At 57.3% G+C, this 14,490-nt stretch carries 11 protein-coding genes; 4 read left to right on the forward strand and 7 right to left on the reverse strand.

The window, feature by feature from the left end:
• Positions 1-35: 35 nt before the first annotated feature.
• Both RVM24_RS10815 and RVM24_RS10820 read right to left on the reverse strand, forming a co-directional pair.
• Positions 36-1,676, reverse strand: coding sequence for a methyl-accepting chemotaxis protein (locus RVM24_RS10815; RefSeq protein WP_374812362.1), 1,641 nt, complete (start codon positions 1,674-1,676; stop codon positions 36-38).
• Between the two features lie 216 nt (positions 1,677-1,892).
• The gene (locus RVM24_RS10820; RefSeq protein WP_106694947.1) at positions 1,893-3,926 is read right to left on the reverse strand and encodes a PhoX family protein; all 2,034 of its coding nucleotides are present in this window, start codon (positions 3,924-3,926) and stop codon (positions 1,893-1,895) included.
• A 181-nt stretch (positions 3,927-4,107) separates the two neighbouring features.
• Here RVM24_RS10820 and RVM24_RS10825 point away from each other — a divergent pair, with 181 nt between their 5' ends.
• A complete protein-coding gene (locus RVM24_RS10825; RefSeq protein WP_374812363.1) occupies positions 4,108-5,046 on the forward strand; it encodes a 2OG-Fe(II) oxygenase family protein in 939 nt (312 codons plus the stop codon).
• 75 nt (positions 5,047-5,121) lie between these two features.
• Here the strand turns inward: RVM24_RS10825 and RVM24_RS10830 are convergent, their stop codons facing one another.
• Together RVM24_RS10830 and RVM24_RS10835 are read right to left on the reverse strand one after the other, a co-directional pair.
• The gene (locus RVM24_RS10830; RefSeq protein ID WP_374812365.1) at positions 5,122-5,415 is read right to left on the reverse strand and encodes a hypothetical protein; all 294 of its coding nucleotides are present in this window, start codon (positions 5,413-5,415) and stop codon (positions 5,122-5,124) included.
• A 79-nt stretch (positions 5,416-5,494) separates the two neighbouring features.
• Positions 5,495-5,746, reverse strand: coding sequence for a hypothetical protein (locus tag RVM24_RS10835; RefSeq protein ID WP_374812366.1), 252 nt, complete (start codon positions 5,744-5,746; stop codon positions 5,495-5,497).
• A 246-nt stretch (positions 5,747-5,992) separates the two neighbouring features.
• On the opposite strand from RVM24_RS10835, the gene RVM24_RS10840 reads away from it, so the two are divergent.
• A complete protein-coding gene (locus RVM24_RS10840; protein WP_374812368.1) occupies positions 5,993-7,288 on the forward strand; it encodes an alkane 1-monooxygenase in 1,296 nt (431 codons plus the stop codon).
• A gap of 239 nt (positions 7,289-7,527) precedes the next feature.
• Here RVM24_RS10840 and RVM24_RS10845 read toward each other — a convergent pair whose 3' ends face one another.
• Both RVM24_RS10845 and RVM24_RS10850 read right to left on the reverse strand, forming a co-directional pair.
• Positions 7,528-8,307, reverse strand: coding sequence for a crotonase/enoyl-CoA hydratase family protein (locus tag RVM24_RS10845; protein ID WP_374812370.1), 780 nt, complete (start codon positions 8,305-8,307; stop codon positions 7,528-7,530).
• 425 nt (positions 8,308-8,732) lie between these two features.
• Positions 8,733-10,535 carry an acyl-CoA dehydrogenase gene (locus RVM24_RS10850; RefSeq protein ID WP_374812372.1) on the reverse strand — a complete coding sequence of 601 codons (1,803 nt, stop codon included), beginning with the start codon at positions 10,533-10,535 and terminating at the stop codon, positions 8,733-8,735.
• 310 nt (positions 10,536-10,845) lie between these two features.
• Between RVM24_RS10850 and RVM24_RS10855 the strand changes: the two genes are divergently transcribed.
• Together RVM24_RS10855 and RVM24_RS10860 are read left to right on the forward strand one after the other, a co-directional pair.
• Positions 10,846-11,838: a GlxA family transcriptional regulator gene (locus tag RVM24_RS10855; RefSeq protein ID WP_374812374.1), complete on the forward strand. Its 993-nt coding sequence runs from the start codon at positions 10,846-10,848 to the stop codon at positions 11,836-11,838.
• Positions 11,839-11,979: 141 nt separating this feature from the next.
• Positions 11,980-12,144 carry a hypothetical protein gene (locus RVM24_RS10860; protein WP_167392899.1) on the forward strand — a complete coding sequence of 55 codons (165 nt, stop codon included), beginning with the start codon at positions 11,980-11,982 and terminating at the stop codon, positions 12,142-12,144.
• 68 nt (positions 12,145-12,212) lie between these two features.
• On the opposite strand, the gene RVM24_RS10865 is transcribed toward RVM24_RS10860, so the two are convergent.
• Complete coding sequence (locus RVM24_RS10865) at positions 12,213-14,267, reverse strand: FAD-dependent oxidoreductase (RefSeq protein WP_374812376.1); 2,055 nt, start codon at positions 14,265-14,267, stop codon at positions 12,213-12,215.
• Between the last annotated feature and the right edge of the window lie 223 nt (positions 14,268-14,490).

The following is a 14,490-nucleotide window of genomic DNA, read 5'->3' on the forward strand; positions in this document are numbered from 1 at the left end:
TCCTTTCAACCAAACCCGCAGCATAGCAGCGAACCTCAGTGCCCGGAAGGCCGGTAACCTATCCGGAAACCACCCCAGTGCTTGCCGTTGACATAGATGGGCACCGACAGGTCATGCATGATCTCACCGGTATCGCGCCGGTAGGTTTGCAACAGCATGTCCTGAGTGTGACTGCCACAACGAATACCGGTGCGATCATTGAACAGTCGCTTGCTCCGGCTTTTCACCAGATCCACTTCGGGGTTACCGGTGGGCGGGTGGGCAAAATCCCGATTGTGGGTTGGCACGTAGCCATCCGGGGCGCAGGCAATGGAGAAGACGATGGCATCGTGGGAATTCTTGATGCTCTCCTGCACCGCTGGCAGCACCTGGTCAGTGAAACGGTCGAAGGCGCTGCTGTATTGCTGGGGGTTGGTGTTCGGGATCGACTCTCGTTTCTTCTCGAATAGGGCCGATTCGCTCAGTTTGCCCTGCTGAATGGCCTGCTCAAAAAGCTCACCGATCTGGGCGGCTCCCGCACGCGCCTGATCAAAGAACGATCGGTGGTAACTTTGGCTACTGTTCAACGCAAACGAGGCATTGGCGTTTTCCGCCAGTTCCATCAGGGTAGCCGCCTGGCCCGCCAGAGAAGCCACACTGCTGTCGCTTTCAGCAATATGATCTCGCACCGATTCAATGACAGAGAACACCTGTTCCAGACTCTGCTCATTGGCCTGGTCAATCTCTGCAATACGGGCAACCTGCTGCTGCACCCGGTCGGATTGGTCGCGAATCAGATCCAGCTGCGCGCCAACGCTTTCAACGGATGTCAGCCCCTGCTCCACGGAGCGGGCCAGGTCCTCAATTCGGGCAACGATCAGGGAAGTATCGCCCTGGATTTCTTCCAGGGTTTCCGCCACTTCGCTGGTCGCTTGTGCAGTGCGCCCCGCCAGCTGTCGAACCTCATCCGCCACCACCGCAAAGCCCCGGCCCTGATCACCGGCCCGCGCTGCTTCGATAGCGGCGTTCAGGGCCAGCAGGTTGGTCTGCTCAGCAATGCCCTGGATGGTAGAGGTAACGCCCTGGATCTTGGTGGACTTTTCGTTCAGAGCCTGAATCAGGCTGAGATTCTCGCCCGACTGCTGATGCACAATCCGGACACTTTCAATGGCGGAAACCAACGCCTGGCGCCCCTCAACGCTGACTTCCCGGTTCTGCAACGCCATGGTGGCGGCGTTGGTGGCCTGTTCGGACGACTCACGAACAGACTCGGTTATCTTGCCAGCGTAATCGGCCATCTGGGCGGTTTCTTCCACCTGCCGGTCAAGGCGTTTTTTCACCTGATCCGCCGCGTAGGACACTTCGGCGGCGGAAATGGCGTTCTTGTCGGCACTGTCAGACAAGGTTTCAACCAGCGCCTTGCCGGCACGGGCGTCCTCCAGCAACTGCTGGCATTGGGCTCTCAGGGGGTGATCTTCCGCAAGCGAGCCATCGTTCAGGCCGGCAATACCTTTCTCGATCGGCTCCAGTACCCGCACAATCAGATAACCGGCGGCCACCACCAGGCCAAGCACCAGACCAATCAGCATCGAGGCCGCATCCAGTCCTAACAACGGTGCCACCCACAGACAGACAATGCCGAGCGCAACAGCAATGCCCACCCCCCAAATAATTGCAGCGCGATCGAGTAAGCCCATGGTGCCCTCTTCTTTATCATTGCGTACGCAAACATTTTGTTATTTAAGGCCAGCGTTGAGAGTAAAGAAATGATTCAGGTTAATAACTGCTACTTTAGTGGATTCTGGATGCCACTATTGGCTCCCTGATCAATTTATCGGCACTTTCATAGAAATCTGTAACAAAAAAAACCGCGCCACAAGGGCGCGGGTTTCAGGGCGGAACGTGACGGAGCGTTAGCTGCCGATCTTGCCACCGTCATCCTTTGTGATCACCACCGTGGCAGAACGCGGAATACTGTTTCCGCCGTCTGGCCAGTGGCTGATCAGGTTGCCGTTCTCAAAATCATCACGGCTTGTTGTTGCGCCAGGGTGCTGCACGTTGATAAACATTGTGCGCTGGTCCGGGGTGGTGACAACGCCGGTGATTTCCTGGCCAATAGGGCCTGTCAGGAATCGGCGCAAAACGCCATTGACCGGGTCTGCAGCCAGCATCTGGTTATTACCGAACTGGGCAAAATCGCCACTGTTCTGGACGCTCTCACTGATGTCGGTCTGGATCCACAGACGGGAATCTGCGTCGAACCAAAGGCCATCGGGGTTAACAAATTTCTGATCATCATCCAGACCGGCATTCTGAAACTCCGAATCGTCCTCAGGACCAGCCAGCAGGAAGATATCCCAGTTGAATACCATGGCAGTGCCAGAGTCATTTCCTTCCTGCCAGCGAATGATATGTCCCCAGGGATTGGCAGCACGCGGGTTAGCTTCATCACTCTCTTCCCGGCGGGAGTTGTTGGTCAGTGTGAAGTACACCTCGCGGGTGTTTGGATCTACTGCCCCCCACTCAGGACGGTCCATTTTTGTAGCACCGACCGCATCGGCAGCAGAGCGTGTGCGTACCAACACATCCGCCTGGCTGCTGAAGCCATTCTCAGCAGTCAACTCACCCAAGCCAAAGACCAGGGGAATCCACTCGCCGGTGCCGTCTTCGTTAAACTTGGCGACGTATAAGGTACCAGAATCCAAAAGGTGTCCACCGGCCGTAGCGGCATGATAGGGCTGGGCGCTAACGAACTTGTAGATGTACTCAAAGCGCGCGTCATCACCGGAGTAACAGACAACCGGCTGACCCTCGATTGCAGGAGCAAAGACGACCCCTTCGTGGGCAAAGCGACCCAACGCCGTGCGTTTGACCGGTTTGGAGGCCGAATCGAACGGATCGAACTCCACCATCCAGCCAAAGCAATGGGGTTCATTACGGAAGTCATCCGTTGCGGACGCGCCGGATGGAGTGGCGTTAAATCGGGTGTACTGCTCTTCGCCGCTCTGAGCCAGTTCCCACGCATAGCGGGACGAACCTGAGGAACGAACACCGTAGCGACTCTGGGAATCCGGCTGTTCAGCGGTATTGAGGAAGTAACCCGCCCAATTCTCCTCAGACATCATATAAGTGTTCCAGGGTGTTACGCCATGGGCACAGTTGTTCAGGGTTCCACGGGTTTCGGTACCGGCCGGGCTGAACTGGGTTTTGACAAAATCAGAACCCCGGACGGGCCCGGAAATTTCCATCGCGGTCAGGGCGGTGATCCGACGATTGAACGAATCTCCTTGCACAGGCGCCCACACACCGCTGGCATCACGCTGCACCCGGTACACGGATACACCGTGCGCATTCATTTCACGAAGCACCTGATCGGTATCCCGGGTTGACTCATCAATCATCGGGAAAGAACCGCTGCCGAAGTTCTGACCTTGGGCAGCTTGATGCATGAAGCGGGGTTCGATGTATTCGTGGTTCAGGACAAGCAAACCATCTTCCGAGCTCCCCTCAATCGGGAAGTAATGCATACCGTCGTGGTGGGAGCCGATCTGGGCCGCCTGATCGGCACCGGAATTATCCAGTGAAAACTCAGGGAAAACGCCCTCGTTAGACAAGATCGGGTCGCCCCAGGCGCCAATCACACGAGCAGAATATCCTTCAGGCACGACAATGGAGTCTGCCTCACTCACGGGAACAGCCTTAAAGCCTACAAGGTCAGGCGCCGTTGTCGAACCGCCCGTACCGCCAGAGGAGCTTGAACCTCCGCACCCAGTCAGAGCTGCCCCGCCAAAAACGCCTGCAACGGCAGCTGCAAGACCGCCTTTCAAAACGCCACGACGGGCGAGACGGGCCTCAAGAATAGAGCCGAAGGTGCGATTGCCGGAGTTATTACACTCAGGCTCGTAACCTGGGTCTTGATGAACGGGGTTGAGATTACGCTTATCCATGGTTTCTCTCTCTTTTCGAGTTATGTTTCGGAAACCTGATGGTCGCTATTAATCATTGCGTTTGGTTGACGATGTGATTGCAAGTACTGGTCATATTTATGACAGCGGCTGCAAAGCTTTTGTCACGTATAAACAGGACAATAGGCGAGTAGATAACAAAATCGCGACTCAGGGAGTTTCAATGAAGTTACGCGCTGGTGAGCCATTTCCAGATTTTGTATTGCCGGCGGTGGGTGGAGCAAACAGGCTTTTCTACGAACAATATTGCGGGAAGCCTGCCCTGCTCATCATCAGTGCCTCTCCACAGAGGTTTGAAGCACTGGAGAGGATGGAAAATGCCAACCTCACAATCTTAGTGTTCGGCAAGTCCCGCTTAGGTCCAAGTGGTGGCCCAGTCATTAATTTACCTGAACGCCTTTGTGAAAAGCTGGATGCAAACGCCTCCACGGCGACGAAAGCTGTGTTACTGACTTCAAGATTGAGGATAGAAAAGATCTTCGATACCCCCTCGCCTGAGTTACTGGAAGAGGTGGCAATGCAGGTTGCGCCATTAAGAGAGGTGGGGCGCATCGTCACGGGAGCGGCACCGGTTCTATTCGCAGACTCGATCATCGAGCCAGACCTATCCCTGGCACTGATTGAAATGCATCAATCGGATAACTTCGAGAGCAGAATAAATCGAGGTATCGGCAGCGAGCAGAAGCTAAAAGTCGATCCCCGTGTCAAGTCTCGCTGGGATCATCCGCTAATCGATCAGGGCCTGATACAGCAGCTTACTGCCGAAATAGCACGAGGATTGATACCAGCGATTACACGATCATTCCACTTCAAGCCCACTCGGTTTGAGGGCTACAAAGTTGTGGCCTACAAATCGACCGACAACGGCTGTTTCGGTTTGCATCGGGATAACGTCGCGGAGGAGGTGAGGCATCGGCGCTTGGCTTTGTCAATTAACCTGAACACTGACTTTGAAGGTGGCGAGCTGTATTTCCCAGAGTACTCAACGGATCTTTACCGTCCTGGGGCAGGCAGTGCGCTTGTCTTTTCCGGGAGCTTACTACATGGAGTAAAGCCTGTTACATCGGGCGTGAGGTATGCACTGATCACTTTCCTCTGGTAATACGTTGACGCAAATCAACATCCAGTAAAGCGGCAAGGCACATAAGTGCGCCTTGCCGACCCAGCAACTTCGAGATTACTGCACCATCTCGTCATAACCCTCTTCCATGGCATCACCGGCTTCATCGGCTGCTTCGCCCATTTCTTCACCGGCTTCTTCGGCGCCTTCCTTCATCTCGCCCCAGGCACTTTCATCCTGACCCGTGGCGTTTTCCCAGGTTTCTTCGGCTGAATCGGTGGCATCATCCATCATCTCGCCGGCGTTCTCGCCCGCTCGCTCAAAATCCGCACCTTCGTCGCTTTCAGAACTGCAGGCTGCCAGACCAAAAGTTGCAACCAAAGCCAGTGCGCTCAGTGTGAGCTTGTTCATAACATATCCCTCTGTTGATACATGTTTACGACACCAACAGAGTAGGGCCGATGCGCTTTAGATAGCAATTACCTGCCGATTACTCTTTGGTTAACCGCTGGCCGTCCACCATGATGACATGCTCCACGCCGACCACTTTACCTTTCCCCAATACCAGAAAGTCATGACCGGCGCGGCTCAGGAGGTCGCGGATGACTTCATGCACCACGCATATCTGCCCTGCCGGGTCCCGATACACGATCTCGGCCAGTTGCCGTGACCGCACGTATTCGCGAAGCCTTTCCTGTACGCTCCAGGAAATAACAGATGACGACGGATTAGAGGCACTCATAGTTTCTTCCCTGTTGTTCTTGTTGCAAAGAAGTCTGGACCACAACCACGTGTCTTGCCACCTGACACGACAGACCAATAGAGCAATCCGGATACGCCTGCCTGGGTCAGTTCTCTTGATACCTTATCGAAGAATGTTGTCATTCAGGGCCAACGTCACCACCAACCAAAGACGACTGTTGAACTGCAAGATTGTCAGACATAAATTGATAAAACAATAACCCAAGTACACCACGGAGAGTCAGACATGAATGCCAAAGTGAAAGGGTCCCCGGACTCCCACCAGATCAACGAAACGGTTACTCAGGCTGCCGACGCGCCCGCCACCGGCGAAGCAACCACCTGGAAAGACCCGAAGCGTTATATGTGGCTGCTCGGGCCCGCGCTTCCCGGCATCGGCCTGGCGGCGTTAACAGGCTATGCCCTGGCCCCGAAGAAACTCAAGGCCCTGGCTTGGACTGGTCCGGCCCTGGTGCATGGCATCATTCCCGCACTGGACCGCGCCATCGGTGAGGACAAGAGCAACCCGCCTGAATCAGCAGTGAAGTCCCTGGAGCAGGACAAGTACTACGACCGCATTGTGAAGGCGTTTATACCCACCCAGTACGCCATGACCTTTATGGGCGCCTGGCTTGCCAGCCGCAAGAAAACGCCCCTTGAAGACAAGATCGGCCTGACCCTGACCGTGGGTGCTATCAACGGTGTAGGCATCAATACCGCCCACGAACTGGGCCACAAGTCCAACAAGCTGAATAAACTGATGGCCATGGCGGCACTGGCGCCCACCGGCTACACCCATTTCGTGGTTGAGCACAATTTCGGGCACCACAAGCGAGTAGCCACCCCGGAAGACCCGGCCAGCAGCCGGATGGGCGAGAGTTTCTGGAAGTTCCTGCCGCGCACGGTGTTTGGCGGTATGAAGTCAGCCGTCAAGATCGAGAAGGCGCGGCTTGAGCGGAAGGGCAAGAGTTTCTGGAGCCTGGACAATGAGTTGCTGCAGGGCTGGGCGATGAGTGCCGGATTCTTTGGTGCGACTACGCTGATCTGTGGCCCGAGGGCGGTGCCCTTCCTTGCGGCGCAGGCGGTGTACGGTGCGAGCCTGCTGGAGAGTGTGAATTACATTGAACACTATGGCCTGCTGCGCCAGAAAGACGAAAACGGAAAGTACCAGCGGACTCAGCCGGAACATAGCTGGAACAGTAACCATGTGGTGACCAACCTGTTCCTGTATCAGCTGCAGCGGCATTCAGACCATCACGCGCACCCGACCCGGAGTTATCAGGCGTTGAGGCATTTTGAGAAGGCGCCGCAGTTGCCGGGTGGTTATGCGTCGATGTTGTTGCCGGCTTATCTGCCACAGTGGTGGTACGAGATGATGGATAAGCGGGTGATTGATCACTACGAGGGGGATCTGTCGAAGATCAACTGGGATCCGGATCGCAAGGAGGAGTTGATGGCCCGATATGCTGACTACGCTGCGAAGGTGGCGGCGGAGGCAGTGGCTCGGCGGGCTGATGCTTCTTCTGAGTCTGAAGCGGCCTGAGGTCTGACTGATTTATTGGTTTGATTGCCTGCCCTAGCCTGTTGGTTATGGTGCCGGCTTAGGGTTGGGGCCACCCTTCCGGGAGACGCCGTGAACCCATCCATGGGGGCTTGAGCGCATCATCCCTGCTGCGCACACTCCCGGAAGGGTGGCCCCAACTCGCCGCTTTCGCTTCCGTGGGATAGTCGTTGATCCTACGATTCGCTACGGACGAGATTTTGAATGACGGGCCAATCCAGCTATTTACCTTTGAACACCGCTTCCCTTCTTTCCAGGAATGACTGGATTCCTTCTTTGACATCTTCACTGGCCATGACCGGGCGCAGCTCCGGGAACAGGCGTTCCTTGGCCACTTCCTGGCCGTCGGACACGGCAATCTTGGACGATTTCAGGCTGCCCTGAACGCCTAACGGAGCCGCTTTGGCGATCCTTTCGGCGATTTCCATGGCTTTATTGAACTGTTCACCGGGTTCGACCAGTTCCTGGATCAGGCCCCACTGGTAAGCCTGTTCGGCGGTCCATTCGTCGCCGGTGAGCAGATAACGCTGGGCATTGCCCCAGCCGATTTCACGCTGCAGGCGGATGGTGGCGCCGCCGCAGGCGAATATGCCGCGTTTAACTTCCAGCTGGGCGAAGCGAGTGCCTTTGGCGGCTACGCGGATGTCGGTGTTGAGCATCATTTCGACGCCACAGGTGAAGCAGATGCCCTGAGCGGCGAAGACCACAGGTTTGGTGAGGCCTTCTCCGGTGATGTGGAACGGGTCGAGTTCACCTTCGCCAGGTTCGATACCTTTGCCGTTAGCGAACACGCCGGCCCAGTCGTCCAGTTGCAGGCCGCTGGTGAAGTGGTCGCCTTCGGCATACATCACGGCCACTCGCAGTTCCGGGTCGTTCTGGAGCTGAAAATAGGCGGCAGCGATTTCGTGGTACATGGCCCGGTTCATGGCGTTCATTTTTTCCGGGCGGTTCAGGCCTATTTTCAGGATGTGGCCTTGTTTTTCTATGTTTACCAGTGACATTGGCGTTTTCCTCTGCTTTGGGCGCCTAGCCTGTTTGTTTGGGTGCTCGCACGATCAACGGGTAGAGCTTTCCGGGACACGCTGTGAATACGTCCCTGTACGCTTGACTGCAGCATCCCTGCTGCAGACAGTCCCGGAAAGCTCTACCCGTCGCTCGTGCCTCAAACTTGGCAGTAATGCTTAAATATTAAGTGCTGCTTTCGGTCAGTTTTTGATGACTTAATTCCTACGTCTGCAGAGCCTGCGAAATGCACCAGTGCTCGGGCGCGTTCGGCCGGTGGGCCTTTCCGGGACCGTTGAGGGCCATGGACGGCCCGAAACGAGCCTACAGGGACGTACTCGTGGGCGTGTCCCGGAAAGGCCCACCGGCCGAACGTGCTTACCACCAAAACAGGCAGGCTACGAACAGGACCAAGACTCCAGAACTAGAACCAGTCGGCCTTCATATTCAGACACGTATCATCCTGATTGCGCAGCAACACCAGATCCTGAGCCACAGTGGGTAATTCCCAGTGGAAGAAGTACTGGGCGGCCTGGAGTTTGCCCTGGTAGAAATTGCGTTCGCTGTCGCTGTTGGCAGACGCCAGAGCGTTGGCAGCCGCATTGGCCTGCCGCAACCACATCCAGGCGACGATGATGTGACCAAACAGGTGCAGGTAGCAGCTGGCGTTAGCGAGGGTTTTGTCGACTTCGCCACCCATCAGGGATTTACCCAGGCTTTGGGTGACTTTCACCGCCTGCTGCAGGGTTTCACTGAGGGACAATGCCCACTGCTGGCAACGGTCGGTGGTGGCCGCCTGCAGATCCACCTGCATTTCCTGCATCAGCAACTGCAGGCCATGGCTCTGGTCCTGCCAGATCTTGCGGCCCAGCAGGTCCAGGGCCTGGATGCCGTTGGTGCCTTCGTGTATCGGGTTCAGGCGGTTGTCGCGCCAGCATTGTTCCACCGGGTATTCGCGGGTGTAGCCGGCGCCGCCGTAGACCTGAATCGCCAGGTCGTTGGCTTTGGGGCCGTATTCAGAAGGCCAGGCTTTGATCACCGGGGTGAGCAGGTCCAGCAATTTGCCGGCTTCCATTCGTTTCTGCTCATCCGGGTGGGTGTGCTGGTCGTCCATCAGGCGGGCACCATACAGGCACAGCGCCAGGCCGCCTTCGCTGTAGGCTTTCTGGGCCAGCAGCATGCGGCGCACGTCTGCGTGGTCGATGATCGGCACTTGCGGGCTTTCAGGGTTCTTTTCGCTGGCTTTGCGGCCCTGCAGGCGGTCTTTGGCGTATTCCAGGCTGTGCATGTAACCCCGGTAGCCGATCACGGCAGCGCCAAAGCCAACGCCAATGCGCGCTTCGTTCATCATCTGGAACATGTATTTCAAGCCCTGATGGGGTTCGCCCACCAGATAACCGTGGCAGGGGGCGTCGTCGCCGAAGCTCAGGGCGGTGGAGGTGGTGCCTCGGTAGCCGAGCTTGTGAATCAGGCCGGCGAGGCTGACGCCGTTGCGTTCGCCCGGGTTGCCGTTTTCGTCGACGCGGAATTTCGGGACGATAAACAGGGAGATGCCTTTCACACCGGCCGGGGCGCCTTTGATTTTCGCCAGTACCATGTGAACGATGTTTTCGGTGATGCTCTGTTCACCGCCGGAGATGTAGATCTTGGCGCCTTTGATCAGGTAGTGGCCGTCGTCGGTGGGCGTGGCGGAGGTGCGGATGTCCGCCAGGCTGGAGCCGGCGTGGGGCTCGGTCAGGGCCATGGTGCCGCTGTAGCGGCCACTGAGCATGTTGGGCAGGAATTTTTCCTTCTGCTCGTCGTTGCCAAATACGCGGATAAGGTTGGCGGCGGCGGTGGTCAGGAATGGGTAGCCGGCGGTGCCTGGGTTGGCAGCGGTGAAGAAGCCGTTGCAGGCGGCCATGACGGATTCCGGCAGTTGCATGCCGCCAAGGTCGTAGTCGTAGCGGCCGGCGAGGAAGCCGGCTTCGGCGTAGGCGTCGAAGGCCTGTTTGACGTCTGGCAGCATCTCGACCTGGCCGTTGACGAATCTGGGCTCGTCTTTGTCAGCAGCGCTGTTGTGGTTGGCGAATTTTTCTTTCGCCATTTTGTCGGCGGTTTCGATGACGGCGTCGAAGGTGTCTTTGCTGTGTTCGCTGAAACGCTCACGTTCGGTGAGGGCTTCGGTGTTCATCACTTCGTAGAGCTGGAATGCCAGGTCGCGGCGATCGATCAGGGTGTCGGTCATTCTTGGTCTCCTGTTTATTGCCTCTAGCGTCTCACAGTCTCTGCGGTTGTTGGAATTGTCATTTCTGACTTATTCTTGGTTGAATCCGCCACTCTGACCGGTGATCGACGCCAGAGGGAGTTGGCAAGACGGCCACTGTCGCGGGAGATCCCTTCCGGGAGACGCCGTGGACCCGTCCGTGGGGGCTTGAGCGCAGCTTCCCTGCTGCGCACACTCCCGGAAGGGATCTCCCACGCCAATGGCCTGATTGGGAGGCTGCCGTCATGCCATTCCGAATCATGCTTCCACCCTCCATAGAGGAACAGTTTCCTTGAAAACCGTCACTATCATCGGCTTCAACGGGGCTCTCGCCAGTGCCATCACCGGGATCATCGACTTGTTCCGCCTTGCCGGGGTTACCTGGGCGCGGATTCACGGAGAGCAACCCCACACGCTCTTTAACACCCGGTTGCTGACGGAGAGCGGGGAGCCCTGTCGGTGTATTAATGGGGTGACGTTGCTTGCAGATGGGTCCTGGCAGGAGGTGGACGGGCTTGGACTTGATGATTTGCTGATCATTCCGACCATCGGTGCACCAATTGATGAAATTCTGGCCGGCAATCAGGCACTGGTTAAATGGCTAACGCAGTTTCGGGCGGTGCCGGAAGGTCAGGTTCGGGTGGCGAGTAATTGTACCGGGGCGTTTTTGTTGGCGGCCGCAGGCTTGCTGGATGGACGGGAGGCGACGACCCATTGGGGGTTCGGGGATCAGTTCCGGCGGCGGTTTCCGGAGGTGAAGTTGCTCCCGGAGAAGCTGGTGACGGTGGACGGGCCTGTGGCCTGTGCCGGGGGCGGTATGGCCTGGTGGGATTTGGGGGTGTATCTGGTGGAACGGCTTGCCGGGGCGCAGGTGGCTCGGGAGTTGGCGAAGGCGTTTGTGATTGATGCCGGGCGTACCAGCCAGGCGCCTTACAGTGTGTTGCAGGCCAAGCGGTATCATTCTGATTTGGCAGTGCTTCGGGTACAGGATTGGCTGGAGGCGCATTTTCGGGAGCCGGTGTCTTTGGCGGCTCTGGCCGATGCCGAGGGAATGTCGGAGCGGTCGCTGTTACGGCGCTTTCAGCAGGCGACGGGGGATGCTCCCTCGACCTATCTGCAACTGCTCAGGGTGGAGGAGGCTCGTCGACAGTTGGAGTCTTCACGTCTCGGGCTGGAGGCGATTACCCGGGCCGTGGGGTATGAGGATGTCAGTTCGTTCAGCCGGCTATTTCGCAAGCATACAGGGCTTGCTCCGGGGGCCTATCGGGCAAAATTCAGCCGTTAGTCGGAGCATTCCGGGTTGGATTGCGTCTTTGGTAGTATTCGGCTGGCCCGGGTTATGCATCAGAATAAGTGAGTAGGCGGTTTTTTGCCGTTTTACGTAAATAATTCTGACATAGCCAACCCCTGCGGGGAGGTCGTTCACATGAACACGTCACTGAAGCAAAGCCAGGCCGATATTCTCAGCCGTCTCTACGACATGAAGCGCAAGCAGGTAGAGCACGCCCTGCAGCAGGGTAACAGCCTTCGCTGCCAGGTACTGCAAGCCGAGGCAGAGGCCATCTCCAACGCCCTGAAATCCATTCGGTAGCCCTCTTTACTCCAGACGACTACCAAATGCCATTTATGGTCACCTGCTGACGTTTCCTGTCAGCCTGACTAAAGAGAGGCAGCCACTTCGGTACCCTGCCGGATGGCGCGCTTGGCATCCAGTTCTTCCGCCAGATCAGCCCCGCCGATCAGGTGCGCTTTGACTCCCCCCTGCGTAAGCTGATCAAAAAGCTCCCGATAGGACTCCTGGCCCGCGCAGATGATCACGTTATCCACCGGCAACACTTTGCTCTCTCCGGATTTGCCATCCTTGTCTGTCAGGGTGATATGCAGCCCCTGGTCATCAATGCGGTCGTAACGGCATCCTCTGAGCATCTCCACGTCCCGGTGCTTCAGGCTGCTGCGGTGCACCCAACCTGAGGTTTTACCCAGGCCGGCGCCTACTTTTCCTGTTTTGCGTTGCATCAGGTAAATCTTGCGGGGAGACGCGGTTGCCTCCCGCTCCGCCAGGCCGCCGGGGCCCTCAAACGCAGGGTTCACACCCCACTCGGCCTGCCAGTCGGCCACACTCACCTGCTCGCCCTCGGGCTGTTTGCCAAAGTCGTGAGTCAGGAACTCGCTGACATCAAAGCCGATGCCGCCAGCTCCGATCACTGCAACGGTCTTGCCCACCGGTTTGTTATGGCGAAGCACGTCGAGATAACCCAGCACCTTCGGATGGTCGATGCCGTCAATCTTTGGTGTCCGGGGTTTTACGCCGGTGGCAACGATGACATCGTCAAAGCCCTGCTCAACAAGGTCTGAAGCCTCCACACGGGTTTCAAGCTTAAGGTCAATCTCCAGCAACTCTATCTGGCGCTGGAAGTAGCGCAGGGTCTCGTAAAACTCTTCCTTGCCGGGTATGCGCTTGGCGTAATTAAACTGGCCACCAATTTTGTTGTCGGCTTCGAACAGGGTCACCTTGTGGCCACGTTTGGCGGCGGTGGTTGCCGCTGCCAGGCCCGCCGGCCCGGCACCGACCACGGCCACCCGCCTCACCACCGGGGCAACGGTAAGCACCAGTTCAGTTTCGTAACAGGCCCGGGGATTAACGAGGCATGAAGCGCGCTTGGCCTGGAACACATGGTCCAGGCAGGCCTGGTTGCAGGCGATACAGGTGTTGATTTCATCGCTACGCCCCTGCTCTGCCTTGCGGACAAACTCGCTGTCGGCCAGTAACGGGCGAGCCATAGACACCATGTCAGCCTTGCCGGCGGCAAGGATCTCTTCGCCTTTTTCCGGCGTGTTGATGCGGTTGGTGGTGCACACCGGAATGTCCACCTCGCCGTAGAACTTGGCCGTAACATCGGCAAAGCCACCGCGGGGCACCGAAGTGACAATGGTGGGAACCCGGGCCTCGTGCCAGCCAATCCCGGTATTGATGATGGTGGCACCGGCTTGTTCAATGGCTTTGCCCAGCGTCACGATCTGGTCCCAGGTCTGGCCGCCCTCCACCAGGTCCAGCATGGACAACCGGTAGATGATGATGAACTCCGGCCCTACGGCCTCACGCATGCGGCGCACGATCTCCACCGGCAGGCGCATGCGATTCTCGTAGGGCCCGCCCCACTTGTCAGTTCGATTGTTGGTACGTTCGCACAGGAACTGGTTGATGAAGTAGCCTTCGGAGCCCATCACTTCAACGCCGTCATAGCCGGCGAATTTGGCCAGCTTGGCGGCGTTGACGAAATCGTTGATCTGCCGCTCAACGCCCTTGGTCGACAGGGCCCGAGCCTTGAACGGGCTGATCGGCGCCTTGGTTGCCGAGGCGGACACAATCAGCGGCTGGTAACCATACCGGCCAGCGTGCAGTAACTGGAGGCAGATCTTCCCGCCCGCCTCGTGCACTGCACCGGTCACATGGCGATGCAACAGCGCCGTTGCCCGGTTATTCATCGTTGATGCCAACGGCGCCAGCTGGCCAACCAGGTTGGGCGAAAAGCCTCCCGTTACCATAAGGCCAACGCCACCCTCGGCGCGTTCAGCAAAATACCGGGCAAACTTGTGAATATTCCAGAAACGGTCTTCCAACCCGGTGTGCATGGAACCCATAAGCACACGATTCTTCAGCTCGGTGAAGCCAAGGTCGAGCGGTTTCAGCAAGTTAGGGTAATTCGCAGTCATGATACAGGTCGCCAGAGTGTGATGAATGAACGCTGACTGAGATTAGCACACCCTCTACGACCAAGGTATTACCCGGCGGGAACCTTCTGCTTTATTTACCGTCAGACGGCACCGGTTGCGGAGCACGGTTTACCTTGCCTTTGATCAATCTGTCAGATAGTCTTTCTGGCACCTATAAAGGGCTAAACCATAGATATTCCCTATCAATGAATATCCTGCACCC

Origin of the sequence: Marinobacter sp. KM021, from assembly GCF_050707965.1 — a bacterium.
Classification (GTDB): domain Bacteria; phylum Pseudomonadota; class Gammaproteobacteria; order Pseudomonadales; family Oleiphilaceae; genus Marinobacter; species Marinobacter shengliensis.

Coding starts and splice junctions, on each gene's coding strand:
- RVM24_RS10815 (WP_374812362.1), bottom strand. CDS start 1,676: ATGGGCTTACTCGATCGCGCTGCAATTATTTGGGGGGTGGGCATTGCT.
- RVM24_RS10860 (WP_167392899.1), top strand. CDS start 11,980: ATGAACACGTCACTGAAGCAAAGCCAGGCCGATATTCTCAGCCGTCTC.
- RVM24_RS10845 (WP_374812370.1), bottom strand. CDS start 8,307: ATGTCACTGGTAAACATAGAAAAACAAGGCCACATCCTGAAAATAGGC.
- RVM24_RS10830 (WP_374812365.1), bottom strand. CDS start 5,415: ATGAACAAGCTCACACTGAGCGCACTGGCTTTGGTTGCAACTTTTGGT.
- RVM24_RS10825 (WP_374812363.1), top strand. CDS start 4,108: ATGAAGTTACGCGCTGGTGAGCCATTTCCAGATTTTGTATTGCCGGCG.
- RVM24_RS10835 (WP_374812366.1), bottom strand. CDS start 5,746: ATGAGTGCCTCTAATCCGTCGTCATCTGTTATTTCCTGGAGCGTACAG.
- RVM24_RS10850 (WP_374812372.1), bottom strand. CDS start 10,535: ATGACCGACACCCTGATCGATCGCCGCGACCTGGCATTCCAGCTCTAC.
- RVM24_RS10865 (WP_374812376.1), bottom strand. CDS start 14,267: ATGACTGCGAATTACCCTAACTTGCTGAAACCGCTCGACCTTGGCTTC.
- RVM24_RS10820 (WP_106694947.1), bottom strand. CDS start 3,926: ATGGATAAGCGTAATCTCAACCCCGTTCATCAAGACCCAGGTTACGAG.
- RVM24_RS10840 (WP_374812368.1), top strand. CDS start 5,993: ATGAATGCCAAAGTGAAAGGGTCCCCGGACTCCCACCAGATCAACGAA.